The sequence below is a fragment of the Collinsella aerofaciens genome, from assembly GCF_039752985.1.
In the GTDB taxonomy this organism is placed as follows: domain Bacteria; phylum Actinomycetota; class Coriobacteriia; order Coriobacteriales; family Coriobacteriaceae; genus Collinsella; species Collinsella aerofaciens_BT.
On sequence record NZ_JBDMHA010000008.1, the window covers coordinates 10675 to 27531 of the forward strand.

General features: G+C 60.0%; 14 protein-coding genes. 12 read left to right on the plus strand and 2 right to left on the minus strand.

Annotated features, from left to right (window positions below):
* The first annotated feature begins 108 nt into the window (after positions 1-108).
* The 5 genes from ABHR76_RS01960 (at position 109) to ABHR76_RS01980 (ending at position 4056) form a co-directional block, all read left to right on the plus strand.
* Positions 109-909 (plus strand): SDR family NAD(P)-dependent oxidoreductase, encoded by an 801-nt coding sequence (locus ABHR76_RS01960; protein WP_006235414.1) that lies wholly within the window; start codon positions 109-111, stop codon positions 907-909.
* Between the two features lie 311 nt (positions 910-1220).
* On the plus strand, positions 1221-2360 hold the full coding sequence (gene tgt / locus ABHR76_RS01965) for a tRNA guanosine(34) transglycosylase Tgt (protein ID WP_346976678.1): 1140 nt from the start codon (positions 1221-1223) through the stop codon (positions 2358-2360).
* Positions 2361-2572: 212 nt separating this feature from the next.
* Positions 2573-3331, plus strand: coding sequence for an LOG family protein (locus ABHR76_RS01970; RefSeq protein WP_346976679.1), 759 nt, complete (start codon positions 2573-2575; stop codon positions 3329-3331).
* A 113-nt stretch (positions 3332-3444) separates the two neighbouring features.
* Positions 3445-3744 (plus strand): type II toxin-antitoxin system RelB/DinJ family antitoxin, encoded by a 300-nt coding sequence (locus tag ABHR76_RS01975; RefSeq protein ID WP_195535160.1) that lies wholly within the window; start codon positions 3445-3447, stop codon positions 3742-3744.
* A gap of 3 nt (positions 3745-3747) precedes the next feature.
* A complete protein-coding gene (locus tag ABHR76_RS01980; protein WP_195535161.1) occupies positions 3748-4056 on the plus strand; it encodes a type II toxin-antitoxin system RelE/ParE family toxin in 309 nt (102 codons plus the stop codon).
* A 64-nt stretch (positions 4057-4120) separates the two neighbouring features.
* Here the strand turns inward: ABHR76_RS01980 and ABHR76_RS01985 are convergent, their stop codons facing one another.
* Positions 4121-7105, minus strand: a complete 2985-nt coding sequence (locus ABHR76_RS01985; RefSeq protein ID WP_346976680.1) for a TOTE conflict system archaeo-eukaryotic primase domain-containing protein — start codon at positions 7103-7105, stop codon at positions 4121-4123.
* A 605-nt stretch (positions 7106-7710) separates the two neighbouring features.
* A complete protein-coding gene (locus ABHR76_RS01990) occupies positions 7711-8571 on the minus strand; it encodes a DegV family protein (protein ID WP_346976681.1) in 861 nt (286 codons plus the stop codon).
* Between the two features lie 156 nt (positions 8572-8727).
* On the opposite strand from ABHR76_RS01990, the gene ABHR76_RS01995 reads away from it, so the two are divergent.
* The 7 genes from ABHR76_RS01995 (at position 8728) to ABHR76_RS02025 (ending at position 16855) form a co-directional block, all read left to right on the plus strand.
* Positions 8728-9390, plus strand: a complete 663-nt coding sequence (locus tag ABHR76_RS01995) for an HAD hydrolase-like protein (protein ID WP_346976682.1) — start codon at positions 8728-8730, stop codon at positions 9388-9390.
* A 54-nt stretch (positions 9391-9444) separates the two neighbouring features.
* Complete coding sequence (locus ABHR76_RS02000; RefSeq protein WP_346976683.1) at positions 9445-10881, plus strand: M20 family metallopeptidase; 1437 nt, start codon at positions 9445-9447, stop codon at positions 10879-10881.
* Between the two features lie 294 nt (positions 10882-11175).
* A complete protein-coding gene (locus ABHR76_RS02005; protein WP_346976684.1) occupies positions 11176-12114 on the plus strand; it encodes a phosphate ABC transporter substrate-binding protein in 939 nt (312 codons plus the stop codon).
* Positions 12115-12138: 24 nt separating this feature from the next.
* A complete protein-coding gene (gene pstC, locus ABHR76_RS02010) occupies positions 12139-13047 on the plus strand; it encodes a phosphate ABC transporter permease subunit PstC (RefSeq protein WP_006235426.1) in 909 nt (302 codons plus the stop codon).
* Positions 13040-13966 carry a phosphate ABC transporter permease PstA gene (gene pstA, locus ABHR76_RS02015; RefSeq protein ID WP_171021525.1) on the plus strand — a complete coding sequence of 309 codons (927 nt, stop codon included), beginning with the start codon at positions 13040-13042 and terminating at the stop codon, positions 13964-13966. Before pstC ends, pstA begins: the two co-directional genes overlap by 8 nt.
* Positions 13963-14835, plus strand: a complete 873-nt coding sequence (gene pstB / locus ABHR76_RS02020; RefSeq protein ID WP_199409513.1) for a phosphate ABC transporter ATP-binding protein PstB — start codon at positions 13963-13965, stop codon at positions 14833-14835. Before pstA ends, pstB begins: the two co-directional genes overlap by 4 nt.
* Positions 14836-14998: 163 nt before the next feature.
* Positions 14999-16855, plus strand: coding sequence for an ABC-F family ATP-binding cassette domain-containing protein (locus tag ABHR76_RS02025; protein ID WP_346976685.1), 1857 nt, complete (start codon positions 14999-15001; stop codon positions 16853-16855).
* Positions 16856-16857: the final 2 nt, after the last annotated feature.

The window sequence follows — 16857 nt, forward strand, 5'->3', positions numbered from 1 at the left end:
GCTTTATTTTTCGCTTGAACCCGTTAAAGTTGCATTTCAGCTTTTGGCGCGTTTATTTGGATGCGCGCAGTCGGCGGGTGCGCCCGTCGCGATTTGAAAGGACTTTATATGGGACTTTTCACTGGTAAGACCGTGATCGTCACCGGCGGCGGCAAGGCCACGCTTAAGGACGGCTCCGCTGGCTCCATCGGTTACGGCATCGATATCGCTTTTGCCAAGGAGGGCGCGAACCTCGTTATCACCGGCCGCAACGTCGCCAAGCTCGAGGCCGCCAAGGAGTCCCTCGAGGCCGAGTACGGCGTCAAGGTTCTGCCTGTTCAGGCCGATGTCTCGGCTGGTCAGGACAACGAGGCCGTCGTCCAGAACGTCATCGACAAGGCCATTGAGGAGTTCGGCCGCATCGACGCCGTCGTCAACAACGCCCAGGCCAGCGCCTCGGGTGTGACCATCGCCGACCACACCATGGATCAGTTTAACCTGGCCATTTACTCCGGTCTGTATGCTACCTATCTGTACATGCAGAAGGCCTATCCGCACCTGAAGGAGACCAAGGGCTCCGTGGTCAACTTTGCCTCGGGCGCCGGCCTGTTTGGCAACTACGGCCAGTGCAGCTATGCCGCCGCCAAGGAGGGCATCCGCGGTCTGACTCGCGTTGCCGCCAACGAGTGGGGCAAGGACGGCATCAACGTCAATATCGTTTGTCCGCTTGCTTGGACCGCTGCGCTCGAGAACTTCCAGGATGCCTATCCCGAGGCGTTCAAGGCCAATGTCCACATGCCGCCGGCAGGCCACTACGGCGACGTCGAGAAGGAAATCGGCCGCGTGGTCGTTCAGCTCTGCGGTCCCGACTTTAAGTACATGAACGGCGAGACCGTCACCCTCGAGGGTGGCATGGGCCAGCGTCCCTAGGGGTTACGCGGTTCTACGAACCGCGTAACCAGTTGACGCTGCAAACCCGCCAGAGCGGCAATCTGCCTTTCAACTTCGGCGGCATGATCAAAAGATCAATGCCGCCTCGTTTCAAGGCACCTTGCTCGCTCTGGCGGGTTTTCGCTGTCGGTGCCAAAACATCGGCGTTTGCGTTGCTGGCGAAAAGTAGTCGTTGGGGACGTTCTTAAACGACTATGACCCCTTTGCACCAGTTTCTGTCGAGTCGGTGCTTCTTGCGGGTTGCCCGTATAATGGTTTGCGTATGAACCGCAACCAAGGAGTTCCAGTTTATGGACCAGAACCTTTTTAAATTCGACCTGATCGCCGAGGACCCGACGACGCACGCGCGTGCCGGCGTACTGCACACCCCGCACGGCGACATCGAGACGCCGATTTTTATGCCCGTGGGCACCAAGGCAAACGTCAAGGGCATTCCTACCGAGACTGTCAAGAAGCTCGGCGCCCAGATCGTGCTCGCCAATACCTATCATCTGTCCATGCGTCCCGGCGAGGACACCATCGCCGAGCTGGGCGGCCTGCACAAGTTCATGAACTGGCACGGCCCCATCCTCACCGACTCGGGCGGTTTCCAGGTCTTCAGCCACAACGATGCCGTCAAGCTCACCGATGAGGGCGTGCGCTTTATCGTCAACGATTACGACGGCCGCCACGTGTTTTGGACGCCCGAGGACAACATGGAAATCGCCATGAAACTCGGCTCCGATATCTGCATGCAGCTCGACCAGTGCCCGGGCTATCCCGCCACGCGCGCCTACGTTGAGCGCGCCGTTGAGCTGTCGAGCATGTGGGCCGAGCGCTGCTATAAGGCGCATACCCGTGATGACCAGGCGCTCTTTGGCATCGTTCAGGGCGGCATGCACCTGGATCTGCGCCTGCGTTCGCTGCGCCATCTGGAGGAGTGCGGCGACTTCCCGGGCTATGGTATCGGTGGCTATTCGGTGGGCGAGGATCACGAGACCATGTTCGAGACCCTGGCGCCGCTCGTGAGCGAGTACATGCCCAAGCATAAGCCGCGCTACCTGATGGGTGTCGGCAACCCCACCACGCTCGTGCGCGGCGTGGGCGTGGGCATCGATATGTTCGACTGTGTGCTGCCGACGCGCACCGGTCGCATGGGTACGGCGTTCTCCAGTGAAGGTCGCCTTAACTTCCGTAACGCTCGCTTTGCGCACGACGACGGCCCCATCGACCCCACCTGCACCTGCCCGGTGTGCACGGGCGGCTACAGCCGCGCGCTCATCCGTCACATGGTCACGCAGAAGGAGATGCTCGGCGGCATTCTGCTGTCGATGCACAACATCTACTACCTGCTCAACCTGATGCAGCGCGCCCGCCAGTCCATTATCGAGGGTCGTTACGGCGCGTTCGTGAGTGACTGGATGAACAGCCCTGCGGCGGTGGATTACTAAGAGCGACAGACACGCTTGCAGAGCGTGGGCACGGCAATGGTCGAGCGCCAGCCGGTCGTCACATTCGCTGACACCGGTTGCGCGACCGCTGATCGATAGCTTGCAAGTGCTTGATGCATCGTGGGTACCATACCGAATAGTTGATGTTCGGGCGGGTGTTTGACGCATGGCGTCGACCCCGCCCGCTTTTCTTTTTCTCGATAGGAGTACCCATGATTAAGAATGAGAACGTCGAGGGCGAGCCTGCCTACGACGAGACGTACCGCCGCGGCCCCGTGGTCATGCGCGGCCCCATGATTCCTAAGGACAACACCTACGCCAACCTGCTGGCGCCCGAGGAGTCGACTGACTGGCTGCACGCCGACCCCTGGCGCGTGCTGCGAATTCAGGCAGAGTTTGTCGATGGCTTTGGCGCGCTTGCCGAGCTCGGGCCCGCGGTGACCATCTTCGGCAGTGCCCGCACGCCCAAGACCGATCAGCTCTACAAGGCGGCGCGTACCGTCGGGCGCAAAATCGCCCAGCGCGGCGTGGCGGTTATCACCGGCGGCGGTCCCGGCGTCATGGAGGCAGCCAACAGGGGAGCGGCGAGCGCCAACGGCAAGTCGGTCGGCCTGGGTATCGAGCTTCCGCACGAGCAGGGGCTCAACAAATACGTGAACCTCGGCATGGACTTCCGCTACTTCTTTGTGCGCAAAACCATGTTCGTTAAGTACAGCTCGGGCGCCATCGTATTTCCCGGCGGCTTTGGCACGCTCGACGAGATGTTCGAGGTTCTCACGCTGGTGCAGACGCACAAGGTCAAGCGCATGCCGCTCGTGCTGGTGGGCAGCGAGTACTGGCAGGGCCTATTCGACTGGCTCAACGGCCCGGTGATGAGCGCCGGTATGATCAGCCCGCTCGATCCGGATCTGGTACACATTACCGACGACCTCAACGAAGCGGTCGACGTCGCCCTGAGCGGGCTGATGTAGAGCAATCGTGCCGCTGCGACATGAATATGCATGGCAATCTGATGCTATCTAACATCAGATTGCCATTTTTATTGGGTATACTGATGCAAAAGACGAGGGCGAGGAGGTCGCGTATGTCTACTGCAACGATTAAGCCCACGACGGTCCGCATCGAGGAGGGGCTTAAGGAGCAGGCGACTGAGTTTTTAGATTCGGTTGGCCTGAACCTTAATTCGTATCTCAACCTTGCTGTTCGGCAGCTTGTGAACCAGCGGAAGATTCCGTTTGAGATTGTGGGGCGGCCGGAGGTACCCAACGAGGCGACGAGGCGCGCTATGGTGATCGCCGAGGCTCGTGAGCTGGGGATTCTGCCAGACGACAGCCCGTCATTCGATAACGTTGATGAGTTGATGTCGTTCCTCGATGAGGATTAGACGATGTTTGAAATTAAGGTCGAGGCTCAGTTTAAGGCCGACTATAAGCGAGCGATGCAGAGCCACCCGCAGCTAAAAACCGAGTTTAAGGCGGCAGTTGCCGAGCTTGCGGCACACGGCGTGCTTCCGGCAGAGTACGGTGCCCACGAGCTCTCCAACCCGGGCGGCAATTACAACGGTCACATCGATTTTCATCTTTCCGATGGCCTGGTCGACGTGGTCGTTCTCTACCTGCCGCATAAAACCAATCCGGTGATTCGACTGGTAAGAATGGGTTCGCATCAAGAGTTATTTCAGGGCCCACTGAGCTAGCCACTCACTTCTAAGTTGCGGTGAAATAGGGATTGATTTGCGGCTTATAAGCCAAAAACAGTCCCTATTTCACCGCAAGTGATGGAGATGTTCCGTCTGTTGACGCGGCATCTGGCTTCCCCTTGTGGCTGACTTCGTCTAAGAGCTCCGCTGCGATCTCGCTGTTTTTGAACCTGATGCTGCAGTCTTCGTTCTTTGGGAAAGCTAGCAGCGGGATCGTTCCGTACCAGACAGTTTCTTCGTCAATTATCACTGCACACAAACGCCCTTCTGCTCTAATGGCATACTCGACGTTCATTTCGGCCAAAGTCTCTTTTGCATCTTCACGCGGAGTCGAGGCAAGGTAAATCTCAAGGGCAATCCCTCGGGCAATGGCATCTCTGATTGTATCGCCGAGCTTTGCGAGGCAGGCGGCGGATGCGTAGGGTGCGGCAATGAAGATGCTCTTGGCGGCACCGACGATGTCTTCAACTAGAGTCTCTATGGCATTAGCCGGTTCTATGAGAATGTTTTGATCGGACTGCTCGCTGCCTCCGGTCGCGTAGACTTCGTACCCGAGCTTGGCGTAGGTCTTGAGTCTCTTCTGGTACATGCGGGCGAGCATGGGTATCGACAGGTCAACGTAGTCGAATATCTCAACCCGCCGCTTGCCCTCGTGACTTCTATGCAGTCTGCCCGCCTGCTGCGTGATGCTGCCGTCCCACGATATCGGCGTGGCAATGAGTAGGGTATCAAGGTAGGACAGATCGAATCCCTCGCTCAGAAGGCTTTCGGTGGCGACGATGATTCGATGTTCATGCTCGAAGCAGGGAAGACTGTTCAGTATCGCTCTTCTTTCCTTGACGTCGATTTCTCCGGTCAGGAGAATGGGTTCGTGTCCTCGATCTTTAAACAGTCTGAACAGCTCCTCAGCATGCTTTTTCCTTTTAGACAGCACGAGCGGATGCCGACTGTTTGACGCGGCTTCAAGAGCGTCGTTGACAATCAATTCGTTTCTAGCTGCATGCGCGCACAGAAGGTCGAGAATCTGATTGAAGCTTGCACCTGGCTCGTAGGCGGGTAGTCGAATTCCGGTAAAACGAGGCCGTACGATGCGCTGGATGCCCTGCTGGATCGCTTGCGTTTTTGGATCGATGACATAGCGAAGCGGGCCGCAAAGCATGGAGAGCGCCCTCGTAAGGCCGTCGGAGCGCTCGGGCGTTGCGGAAAGGCCGTATACGTATTTGGCCGGGGCAGACTTGAGAACAAGCTCGAGCTGTGGCGCGGCGGCGTGGTGACATTCGTCGCAGATAATGAGGCCGTAATTACGAACAAGGTCCTTAACTATCGGCTCCCCGGTTTGAGGGTCTTTGCCAGACAGCGACTGGAACGAAGCGACGTCGACGAGGCCGCTTACGGCATTTTTGCCTCCTCCTATTTGTCCGATGACCGGAGGCTGCCTCTTGCTGATTCGTCCTTTTGGGGTTCGGACGGGTTCTCTGTTGTCCGTAATGTCGATAAATCGCTCGAGCTGGGATTTCCATTGGGTTATGAGTGCAGTCTTGGGAACGATGACGAGCGTTGGAAGACCAATGGCGGCAATAAGATAAGCCCCGATGACGGTTTTACCGAAGCCCGTCGGCGCTGACATGATTCCATCTTCGTACGAGAGCATCTGGTCAGCGGCGATTTGCTGTTCAGGGCGAAGGGCGCCTTTAAATGTCATCACAATTTGATTATCGGATTGGCGTTCGTCTAAATAGTGGGCAGTAACGCCGGTTTCTTGGAGCAGCTGCTCAAGCTTGGTTTTGCAGCCTCTGGGAATCGCGACACAGCCGCCTCTAAGCTCACTGAGGTCTATGAGCCGCGGTTTACCGAATACTGATTGATGCATAGATTGCGCGCGGAAGAATTCCGGGTTGGCGAATGTTGCGAGCCCGCGGATTTCCATCTGAGCCGCTGGACTCAGAGACTTCTCGGGGATGTACAGCATATCGGCTTGTGTGACGGGCAGCGATGAGGGAAAGTCTCGCGATGTGAGCGGTAGCCGCTTTCGTGGTTTTTGGGCATATCGTTTGGTTTTGTTTGCCACCGCAACTGTTGCTAGCCCGTGTGGGTTGTTTCCAGTGGCCTCGATCAAATTATGCACCGTCGAGCGCGGAATCAGCTGGATTTGGGACAGGTAGAGCCATTGGTCGGGAAAGGGCTCGAATTGCTCGTCTACAAATACGCTGTTTCCTTCACGTTGTGCCTTGCCTTGAAAGGGAAGTGCGATGAGGTTTCCAAAGCCTCCATCGGGGATAGTGACCTGAGCGGGGAGCATTCGATCAAAGGCCTCGAACGTGATTGTTTTATTAAGCGCCGCGGCTTCGGTTATGAGGTAACTTCCAAACTCTCTGGCAGCCTTTGCGTCGATTGGCTCGAGGAAGAAAAACCAGATGTGTGCGCCGTTGCCGGACCTTGAGCGCTCAACGGCGGCGTTAATGCCCCGTCGTTTTGCAACAAGCCGTACGGCATTTGTTGCCTCTTTCCAGTCCGCTTTGTCAAAATCGATGACGAGAACTTTCGTGTTGCAGTTCCTGTCGAGCACATATTGCCCGAGGACGTCACGGAATCGGTCGTCCTTGCCTTTAAAGTGAGCGATGATTGTGGCATCGCTTAATTCGGGGAAGACGCGATTTGTGCACTCCGCGCATCTGATTCTTTGTTGGGCTGCTTTGGGGCAAATTCCCGGTTTCCACTCATTTGCGCAAGCGGGCGTATAGCCGATGCCCCCGTCTTTTCTGCGATATCCATGAGCGTAAACATCTTTGCGGCAAGTAAAGAGACTGCGAAAGAGCTCGAGTTTGTCACGTGCTGGGCTCGCGCTGGTGACGATGCCCTCGATTTGCGCTCGTTCATCGAACAAAGCGCCAGCTTCTTCCCACTCTTCAAGAGTGACGTAGCGTACGTCTGAACCGTTGTTGCAAATGACGATTTGTCGGTGTTGGTCCGATATATGCGTGATCGTCTGATCGTATTTAAATTGTGCGGTCCCAAAGAGGGCGTATTGATGCATGGTGTTGCCCATTTGAATGCCGTCCTTGTACTGGAGTTGTTGAGACGAGGGTACGGCATTGCGGCTTTTTGGGATATCTAATTTCGATTCAAGTTCGCTAATGGCGAGGGATTATTCCGCGAGCGGCTTTCGGTCGATGTCAAAGCGCGCGACGGCCCTTGATAACCAGGATTTGCGGTCATGTGGGTAGCCGGAGGCATACAGAGCGTGCTTCATTCGGACCTGGTGGGCAAAAAATGGCAAATATGAGTACTGTTGCTTAGTTAGTACCATATTATTTGGAAAGTTTTTAAGACCAATTGACTGCGATTTAATATATACAACCCCCTAAACATGACGATTCGGGGCTTTATGGAGCTTGAAATCGGTGGAAGGGGGCAATTTCAGCGAGATTTTGCTGCTACTAAAATGGTGGCAGTACTCATATTTGGCATTTTTTGCCCACGGGGTATCGTTCGGGGCTAATCATAGCTCCCCAAACAGCTGGGAACGCGCCGATTGCCAGCAATATCTTGTATTTGGATGGCGCAGCAAAAAAGTTGCGGTGGAATAGGGTTTGATTGGCGGCTGATGAGCCAAAAACAGTCCCTATTTCACCGCAAGTGGTATGGGTGCTCTTAGCGGGTGGGCTGGTAGCGGGGGCAGTAGCTGATGGCGATGGCATCGACGCCTACGTGGGTGGCGATGGTGCAGCCGATGGGGCCGGTGCCGGCGTCTACGTAGTCCTGGCCCGCGAGCGCCTCGTTGACAAGTTCCTGCTCCTCGGCGGCGCCGGTCGTGAGCACGCGCACGCTTGAGCCCGGGTGCTCGGCCAAAAACGCGAGGCAGTCGGCCATGGTGTTGGCGACGATGCGCTTGGCGCCGCGGCCCTTCTTGATGGCCTTGATCTCGCCCGACTGCCACTCCGGCGAAACGGCCAGGCGAATATTGAGCATCTGCGTGAGCTGGCCGGCGAGCTTGGGCGCGCGGCCGTTCTTAACGAGGTTCTCGAGCGTGCGGGGAATCAGCAGCAGGTGCGCGTCGGGCAGGGTCGCGCGGATCTGTGCCTCGGTCTCGTCCAGGCTGCGGCCGTCCTCGCGCATGGCGAGCGCGTACTCCACCAGCAGGCCCTCGGCACCCGAGCCGGTGCGCGAATCGATGCAGCGCACGTCGAGCTCGTGGGTCTCGGCGACCAGGCATGCATTGGAATAGCAGGCGGACCACTCGCTGCACAGCGAGATAAAGATCGCGCTGTCGTGGCCATCGGCGCGCACGCGGTCAAACAGCGCCTTGAACTCGCCGGCACTCGGCTGCGAGGTATGCGGCAGCTGCTCGGAGCCGGCCATGCGGGCGACGTACTCCTGGGCGGTGATCTGTACCTGGTCGAGCAGGTCCTCGCCTTCGATAATCACATGCAGCGGAATGACGTAAATGCCGAGCTCTTGGGCGCGGGCGGGGGAGATGTCCGACGTGGAGTCGGTTATGATGGCAAAAGACATAATTGCACCTTTCGTTGGGGCGCGGCAGCGCCGCCTTCTGAGAGCAAAGTGCGACAAGTATAGTGGAGTCGTTCCACATTTATAGGTTCAATTGTTGAATAGTCAACAGTTTGAAGTGTCGGTGTGGAAATCGTCAACTGGGGAAGAGGGATGCCGATGGAGGCGCTGGAGATATGCAAGCGGCCGGTCGTGCTGTTTGATTTCGATGGCACGGTGGCAGATACGGGTCGAGCGGTGATGACCTCGACGCGCAAGACGTTGGCCGCGCGCGGGTTTTCGGAGGCGCAGATGGGTGACCTGCGTCGCATGATCGGGCCTCCGCTGTGGAAGAGCTTCCACGACTTTTACGGCTTTACACGCGAGGAGTCGCTTGTGGTGGCCGACGAGTACCGTGCCTTTTTTGATGAGCTGGGACCGGAAGAGTATCCCGTGTTCGATGGAATCCCCGAGCTGCTCGATGGCCTTGTCGCGCAGGGGCATCGCTTGGCCGTGGCGACGTCACGCATGGAGGCAAAGTGCATTGACATGGTGGACGAGCTGGGGCTTTCGCAGTTTGAGGCGGTGGTTGGCATGAATCCGCCGCAGGGGCGCGAGACCAAGGCCGATTCGGTCCGCGACGCGTTGGCGGCCTTGGGTGCGGCCGCGGGCGATGCCGTGATGATCGGCGATCGCTTTAACGACGTCGAGGGCGCGCACGCGATGAGCGTGCCGTGCATTGGTATCTATTCGGGCGCGGCGGCGCCGGGCGAGCACGAGGCGGCGGGTGCCGATGCAGTGGTGCACTCGGTGGCCGAGCTTGCTAAACTTTTCGCTATATAGGTATTTGATGTGAGGGGCGGGCACGCTCGCCGCTCATTGGTAAGGAGGTCGTCCATGAATCAGGTGGAGCAGAGCGTTGCCGAGTATGTCGACGAGGTCTGGGAGGATGTCGTCGCCGATATCGAGCAGCTGGTGAGTTATCCGTCCGTGGCAGTTTCTGCCGATGCGGAGCCCGGCGCGCCGTTTGGCCGCCCGGTCCGTGACGCGCTCGATTGCGCGCTCGGCATCGCGCAGAAGCTCGGCTATCAGACGAGCGACGACGAGGGCTATGTGGGAATCGCCGATATCCCGGGCCGCGGCGACAAACAGCTCGCGACTATCTGCCACGTGGACGTGGTTCCCGCCGGCCCTGGCTGGAACACCGACCCGTTCACCATGGAGCGCCGCGAGGGCTGGCTGCTCGGTCGCGGCGTGATTGACGACAAGGGCCCGGCGGTATTGTCACTCTACGCCGGCGCCTACTTGCTCAAGCACGGCATTGTTCCGCGCTACACCTTCCGCGCGCTGCTGGGCTGCGATGAGGAAGTGGGCATGTCCGACGTTCACCATTATCTGGAGAACAACGCAGACCCCGACTTTTTGTTTACGCCCGATGCCGAGTTCCCGGTCTGCAATGCCGAGAAGGGCCAGTTTGGGGCGACGTTCGTGAGCCCCAAGATCGACGGCGGGCGCATTGTGTCCTGGAGCGGTGCCGAGGCGAGCAACGCCATTCCGTCGCAGTCTATCTGCGAGCTCGCGATTGCCGCCGATGAGCTGCCGGCGCCGGTCGAGAACGCCGATCGCCTTGAGATCACGACACTCGATAACGGGCATGCGCAGATTTTTGCCCACGGCATTGGCGGTCATGCCTCGATGCCTGAGGGCACTATCAACGCTGTCGGCCTGATCGTGGCGTATCTGCGCGAGGCCGAGGACGCGTTTGGCGCCCGTGACAAGCGCCTGTTGACGCCCGCCGAGCACGAGTTTGTCAAGTTTTTGGCCTTTGTGCATGCGGACGCCTATGGCCGCGGCCTGGGTATCGATGCGACGAGTCCGGCGTTTGGCCCGCTTACCTGCAACGCTGGCGTCATCCGCGTGGCGGATGGCCATATCGAGCAGGTCATCGACGTGCGCTTCCCCGACAGCACGAGTGCCGATACCATCCGCGAGCAGCTCGATCCGCTCGTGGGCCGTTTCGGCGTGACGTGCCAGCTGGGTCGCGCGAAGGTGCCGTTCTCGGTCTCTGCCGATGATCCGGCCGTGAAGGCGCTTATCGATACCTATAACGAGTTCACCGGCAAGCATGCTGAACCCTTTGCCATGGGCGGCGGCACGTACGCGCGCAACTTTGCCCGCGCCGTCTCGTTTGGCCCCGAGGAGACCGGCCTGGAGCTGCCCTCGTGGGGCGGCCAGATGCACGGCCCCAACGAGTGCGCCAACGAGGAACAGCTCAAGCAGGCGCTTAAAATCTACATCGTGGCCATCCTGCGCCTCAACGAACTCGAACTTTAAGGTTTCGCGGTTTCCCAATCTAAGTTGCGGTGGAATAGTTCCTAGAATGGGCCATTTGATGGCCAAGCAGGAACTATTTCACCGCAACTTTGTTTTTATTGGTGTAAAAGGCGGGTCATGCTTGGTGGAGGGTTTGTTATTCGTTTGTAAAGGCCGTGCTGCGCTTGCGGTAAGGGTCTATCAAATGCCCGTAAGAAACCGCAGTTGGCGCGGGCACTGCCCGATCGAGGCCGTATCTTTCCAAACAGCAAAGCGGGCAGGGTGCCCGCGAATCGCATGTATGAAAGGAAGATCATGCTCGATCAGGCTTATTCTCGTCGTCAGTTCCTCGGCCTCGCTGGTGGTCTTGCCAGCATCGTCGGTCTCGGTCTCGTTGGGTGCGGCGGCTCCGGCGCTTCCGACGCCGCCGACAAGGGTAGCGCCGCTGCTGCCGAGTCCGTCTCCGGCGAGGTGACCTACGACGGTGCCTCTTCGTTCCAGGCTCTCGTCGAGGCCGCTGCCGAGAAGTTCATGGACGCCAACCCCGATGTCTCCGTCTCCGGCTCGGGTAACGGTTCGGGCAAGGGCCTGACCGCTGTCGCCGCCGGCACCGTCACCATCGGCAACTCCGACGTCTTCGCCGAGACCAAGCTCGAGGCCGACCAAGTCAAGAACCTCGTCGACCACGAGGTCGCCGTCGTGGGCATGGGCCCCGTCGTCTCCAAGAACGTCAAGGTCGACGACCTGTCCCTCGAGCAGCTCAAGGGTATCTTCTCCGGCCAGATTACCAACTGGAAGGAGGTCGGCGGCGACGACGCCACCATCGTCGTCCTCAACCGCAAGGCCGGCTCCGGTACCCGCGCCACCTTCGAGGCCGCCGTCTTTGGCGACGAGACCGTCGACTTTAAGGGCGACGCCGAGCTCGACAAGTCCGGCGACGTCCAGACTCAGATGGGCAGCACCGATAACGCCATCTCCTACCTCGACTTCTCGCACTTCGATGACTCCAAGTTCAACGCCATCAAGGTCGAGGGCGTGGAGCCCAAGAGCGCAAACGTCACCGACGACTCCTTCAAGATCTGGACTACCGAGCACATGTACTGCTCCAAGGACGCCGACGAGGCCACCAAGGCCTTCCTAGAGTTCATGCTTTCCGACGACGTCCAGGGCAAGCTCGTCGAGGAGCAGGGCTTCATCCCCGTCTCTGCCATGAAGGTCGTCAAGGACGCCAGCGGCAAGGTCTCTGCTAAATAGGTAATCGCCCCGGAAAGGTTTGCAATGGCAAAACAGCTGCCAAAGCGCGACCTTGAGAACGTGGGCCTGGGCGTCACGGGCGCGTGCGTAGCGCTCGTGACGCTTGTCGTTGCCGCGCTCATCTTTATGGTCGCCCAAAAGGGCCTCTCGGCTTTTGTCAAGGACGGCGTCTCGGTCGTCGAGTTTTTCACCGGCACCAAGTGGGACCTGGCCAACACAGCCGAAAACGGCCTGCCCTATACCGGCGCCCTGCCCCTGATCGTCACCTCGTTTGCGGTCATGGTACTCTCCACGCTTATCGCGCTGCCCATCGCCATCGGCTCTGCCATCTTTGCGGTCGAGATTAGCCCTAAGTTTGGCTCTAAGATCTTTCAGCCGCTCATTGAGCTTTTGACCGGCATCCCCTCGGTCGTCTTTGGCCTGATCGGTTTTCACGTGGTCGTCGGTCTTATGAAGAGCGTTTTCCACGTGAGCACGGGCCTGGGCATCTTGCCCGGCGCCATCGTGCTGGCGGTCATGATTCTGCCGACGATGACCACGCTTTCGGTCGATGGCCTGCGCGCCGTGCCCGACGGCTACCGACAGGGCTCGCTCGCGCTGGGCTACACCCGCTGGCAGACCATCTGGCACGTGGTGCTCAAGTCCGCCATGCCGTCGCTCATGACCGCGGTTATCTTGGGCATGACCCGCGCCTTTGGCGAGACGCTCGCCGTGCGCATGGTCATCGGCGGCATCGAGGCCATGCCGACGTCGCTGCTGTCGCCGGCTTCGACCATCACCACCACGCTCACCACGTCCATGGCGGTCTACGCCGAGGGCTCGGCCCAGGACGACGTCCTGTGGGCACTCGGTCTGCTGCTGATGGGCATGAGCCTCATCTTCATCCTGATCATCCATCTCATTGGCCGCAAGGGGGCGAAGGCTCGTGGCTAGCACGCGCATCCACATCGACGAGGCGAGGCTCGGGCGTGTCCAAAAGCAGGATCGCATCGCCACGGGCGTGCTGACGGCGATCGTCGCCATCGTCATGCTCATCGTCATCTCCATGGTGGCCTATATCCTGTTCGAGGGCATCTCGACGCTGTTCCAGCCGGGCTTTCTCACAGAGCCGTCGCGCGCCAACGGAACGCAGGGCGGCGTGCTCTACCAGCTGTTCGACTCGTTCTACCTGCTGCTGATCACTCTGATCATCTCGGTGCCCATCAGCCTAGGCGGAGCGGTCTTCCTGGTTGAGTACGCGCCGAACGGCCCTATCCGCGACATCGCCTCTACCGCCATCGAGACGCTGTCCTCGCTGCCTTCCATCGTCGTCGGCATGTTTGGCTTCCTGGTGTTCTCGGTGCAGCTGGGCTGGAAGTACTCCATCATCTCCGGCGCCGTCGCGCTCACCATGTTCAATATCCCCATTCTGGTGCGCGTGATTCAGCAGGCGCTCGAGGACGTGCCACAGGCCCAGCGCGATGCATGCCTGGCCATGGGCCTTACCCGCTGGGAGGCCACGCTGCACATCCTGATTCCCGAGGCCATGCCCGCCATCGTGACCGGCATCGTGCTTTCGGCCGGCCGCGTCTTTGGCGAGGCCGCGGCGCTGCTCTTTACCTCGGGCATGAGCTCGCCGGTGCGTCTGAACTTCTTGAGCTTTAACCTGTCGAGCCCCACCTGCGCCTGGAACGTGTTCCGCCCCGGTGAGTCGCTCGCCGTGCACATCTACAAGATCTATGGCGAGGGCAGCCCCGAGGCCCAGCAGATCGTTTGGGGCACCGCGGCGCTGCTGATGATTTGCGTGCTGCTGTTTAACGTAGTCGCCCGTATCGTGGGCAAACAACTGGCAAGGAAGATGACGGCCGAATGAGCGAGATAAATGCAACGCCCGCAACTGAGGCGGCATCGTCCGAGACCCAGGACTTTTTGTCGAGCGTGGGGGAGAGCGAGAAGCGCGTGCGCGCGAGCGGCAAGGCCGTGAGCGACGAGGTCGTGCTCTCCACCAAGGACGTCAACGTGTACTATGGCGACCACCATGCACTGCACAATACGTCGCTCGACTTTCACAAGGGCGAGATCACGGCGCTCATCGGGCCTTCGGGCTGCGGTAAGTCGACCTTCTTGCGTAGCCTCAACCTCATGAATCGCGAGATTCGCGGCTGCCGCGTGGAGGGCGAGATCAACTATCGCGGGCGCAACGTGAACACCAAGACCGAAAACACCTACGAGCTGCGCCGTTCCATTGGCATGGTGTTCCAGCAGCCCAACCCGTTCCGCAAGTCCATTCGCGACAACATCACGTTTGCGCCTAAGCGCCACGGCATCACCGACCGCGACGAGCTCGACCGCATGGTCGAGGAAAGCCTGCGCGGCGCGGCGCTTTGGGACGAGGTCAAAGACAAGCTCGACAAGAGCGCCTACGCGCTTTCGGGCGGCCAGCAGCAGCGTCTGTGCATCGCGCGCACGCTGGCGCTCAACCCCGACGTGATTCTGTTCGACGAGCCCTGCTCGGCGCTCGACCCCATCTCGACGCTGGCGATCGAGGACCTCATGTCATCGATCGTGGCCGACCGCGCCATCGTTATCGTGACGCACAACATGGAGCAGGCGTCGCGCGTGTCCAACCGCACGGCGTTCTTCTACATGGGCGATATGGTCGAGTACGACGAGACTGACGAGATTTTCCAACGGCCCAAGGATAAGCGGCTGAATGATTACCTCACCGGCATGTTCTCCTAGTCCGGGACATGCTTGAGGCCCGCGGCGGCCACGGTTGCCACGGGACTGATTGGAGAGGCGGGTCATCTCTTTTGGGAGATGGCCCGCCTTTTTGTGTCGTGTGCGGCCCGCCTTTTCGCTGCTATTATGGACAACGTTGAATTTCTACGAAGGAGCAGGGCATATGGCGATTCTTTTGGGATGCGATTCCGTCAGCCTAGAGTTTCCCACCAAGCATATTTTCGATAGCGTGACGCTCGGCGTGGGCGAGGGCGACCGTATTGGTATTGTCGGTAAAAACGGCGACGGCAAGTCGACGCTGCTGAGCGTGCTCGCCGGCACGCTGGAGCCCGACGACGGCCGCGTGACGCATCGTCGCGGCACCACGATCGGCCTGCTCGGCCAAAAGGACCAGCTTGTCGACACCGACACCGTGCACCATGCCGTCGTGGGCGACACGCCCGAGTATGAGTGGGCGTCGAGCCCCCGCACGCGCCAGATCCTCGCCGGTCTCATTAGCGATGTGCCCTGGGAGGGCACGGTGGGCGAGCTTTCGGGTGGCCAGCGCCGCCGCGTGGACCTCGCGCGCCTGTTGATCGGCGACTACGACGTGCTCATGCTCGACGAGCCCACTAACCATCTGGACATGCGCACCATCAACTGGCTTGCACGCCATCTTAAGGCTCGCTGGCAGCGCGGTCAGGGCGTCATGCTCGTGGTCACGCACGATCGCTGGTTCTTGGACGAGGTCTGCACCAGCATGTGGGAGGTCCACGACGGCCAGGTCGATCCCTTCGAGGGCGGCTACTCCGCATATATCCTGCAGCGCGTGGAGCGCGACCGCATGGCCGCGGTTACCGAGGAACGCCGTCGCAACATGGCGCGCAAGGAGCTCGCGTGGCTGAGCCGCGGCGCCCAGGCGCGTTCCACCAAGCCCAAGTTTCGCGTTGATGCCGCTCGCGAGCTGATCGCCGACGTGCCGCCCGTGCGTGACGAGCTGGAGCTCAAGCGCCTCGCCGTGAGCCGTCTGGGCAAGCAGGTTATCGATGTGGTCGACGTGGACGCCGGCTATGCGGATACCGATGGCGCGCCCAAGCAGGTGCTCTCTGACGTGACCTGGCTCATTGGTGCGGGCGACCGCTATGGCCTTTTGGGCGAGAACGGTGCCGGCAAGTCGACGCTGCTCGACGTGATCCAGGGCAAGATTGAACCCACGCGCGGCCGCGTGAAGATTGGCCAGACAGTGCGCTTTGGCGTGCTGTCGCAGCAGCTCGAGGAGCTCGAACCCTACATGGGCGACACGATCCGCGAGGTGCTCGGCAACTATAAGAAGTACTACGTCATCGACGGCAAGGAGACTTCGCCCGAGAAGCTCTGCGAGCGTCTGGGCTTTACGACGCAGCAGCTCTGGAGCCGCATCGGCGATCTTTCGGGCGGCCAGCGCCGTCGCCTGTCGCTGTTGCTGACGATTCTGGACGAGCCCAACGTGCTCATCCTGGACGAGCCGGGCAACGACCTGGATACCGACATGCTCGCGATTGTCGAGGACCTGCTGGACGGCTGGCCCGGCACGCTGATCCTGGTGACACACGATCGCTTTTTGATGGAGCGCGTGACCGACCAACAGTGGGCACTGCTCGATGGCCATCTGACGCATATGCCCGGCGGCGTGGACCAGTACCTGCGCCTGTGCAACGCTACCGCCGAGGGCGAGCCCGTGGGCGCGCCGAGCGCTAAGACCGGCACGTTCGACACCGGTGCGGCGGCTGCTGCCGACAAGCCCAAGTCGAGCGGTCAGCCCAACGGCCTTTCCAACGCCGAGCGTCAGAAGCTCCGCCGCGAGGTGAGCTCGCTCGAGCGCAAGATGGAGACGCAGCGCGCCCGCGTGGAGGAGGCCGAGGCCGCCATGGCCCAGGTCGATCCCACCAACTACACGGCGCTCGGCGAGCAGCAGGCAAAGATCGACGAGGCTCACGCCGCCATGGACGAGCTGGAGATGGCGTGGCTCGAGGCGAGCGAAAAGCTCGAGGGCGAGGAGTAGGC

Excerpts from the sequence above, each read along its gene's own strand:
- ABHR76_RS02025 (WP_346976685.1), top strand. The coding sequence starts at position 14,999 with ATGGCGATTCTTTTGGGATGCGATTCCGTCAGCCTAGAGTTTCCCACC.
- ABHR76_RS01970 (WP_346976679.1), top strand. The coding sequence starts at position 2,573 with ATGATTAAGAATGAGAACGTCGAGGGCGAGCCTGCCTACGACGAGACG.
- ABHR76_RS01980 (WP_195535161.1), top strand. The coding sequence starts at position 3,748 with ATGTTTGAAATTAAGGTCGAGGCTCAGTTTAAGGCCGACTATAAGCGA.
- ABHR76_RS01975 (WP_195535160.1), top strand. The coding sequence starts at position 3,445 with ATGTCTACTGCAACGATTAAGCCCACGACGGTCCGCATCGAGGAGGGG.
- ABHR76_RS01985 (WP_346976680.1), bottom strand. The coding sequence starts at position 7,105 with ATGGGCAACACCATGCATCAATACGCCCTCTTTGGGACCGCACAATTT.
- pstC (WP_006235426.1), top strand. The coding sequence starts at position 12,139 with ATGGCAAAACAGCTGCCAAAGCGCGACCTTGAGAACGTGGGCCTGGGC.
- ABHR76_RS01960 (WP_006235414.1), top strand. The coding sequence starts at position 109 with ATGGGACTTTTCACTGGTAAGACCGTGATCGTCACCGGCGGCGGCAAG.
- tgt (WP_346976678.1), top strand. The coding sequence starts at position 1,221 with ATGGACCAGAACCTTTTTAAATTCGACCTGATCGCCGAGGACCCGACG.
- ABHR76_RS01995 (WP_346976682.1), top strand. The coding sequence starts at position 8,728 with ATGGAGGCGCTGGAGATATGCAAGCGGCCGGTCGTGCTGTTTGATTTC.
- pstB (WP_199409513.1), top strand. The coding sequence starts at position 13,963 with ATGAGCGAGATAAATGCAACGCCCGCAACTGAGGCGGCATCGTCCGAG.
- ABHR76_RS02005 (WP_346976684.1), top strand. The coding sequence starts at position 11,176 with ATGCTCGATCAGGCTTATTCTCGTCGTCAGTTCCTCGGCCTCGCTGGT.
- ABHR76_RS01990 (WP_346976681.1), bottom strand. The coding sequence starts at position 8,571 with ATGTCTTTTGCCATCATAACCGACTCCACGTCGGACATCTCCCCCGCC.
- ABHR76_RS02000 (WP_346976683.1), top strand. The coding sequence starts at position 9,445 with ATGAATCAGGTGGAGCAGAGCGTTGCCGAGTATGTCGACGAGGTCTGG.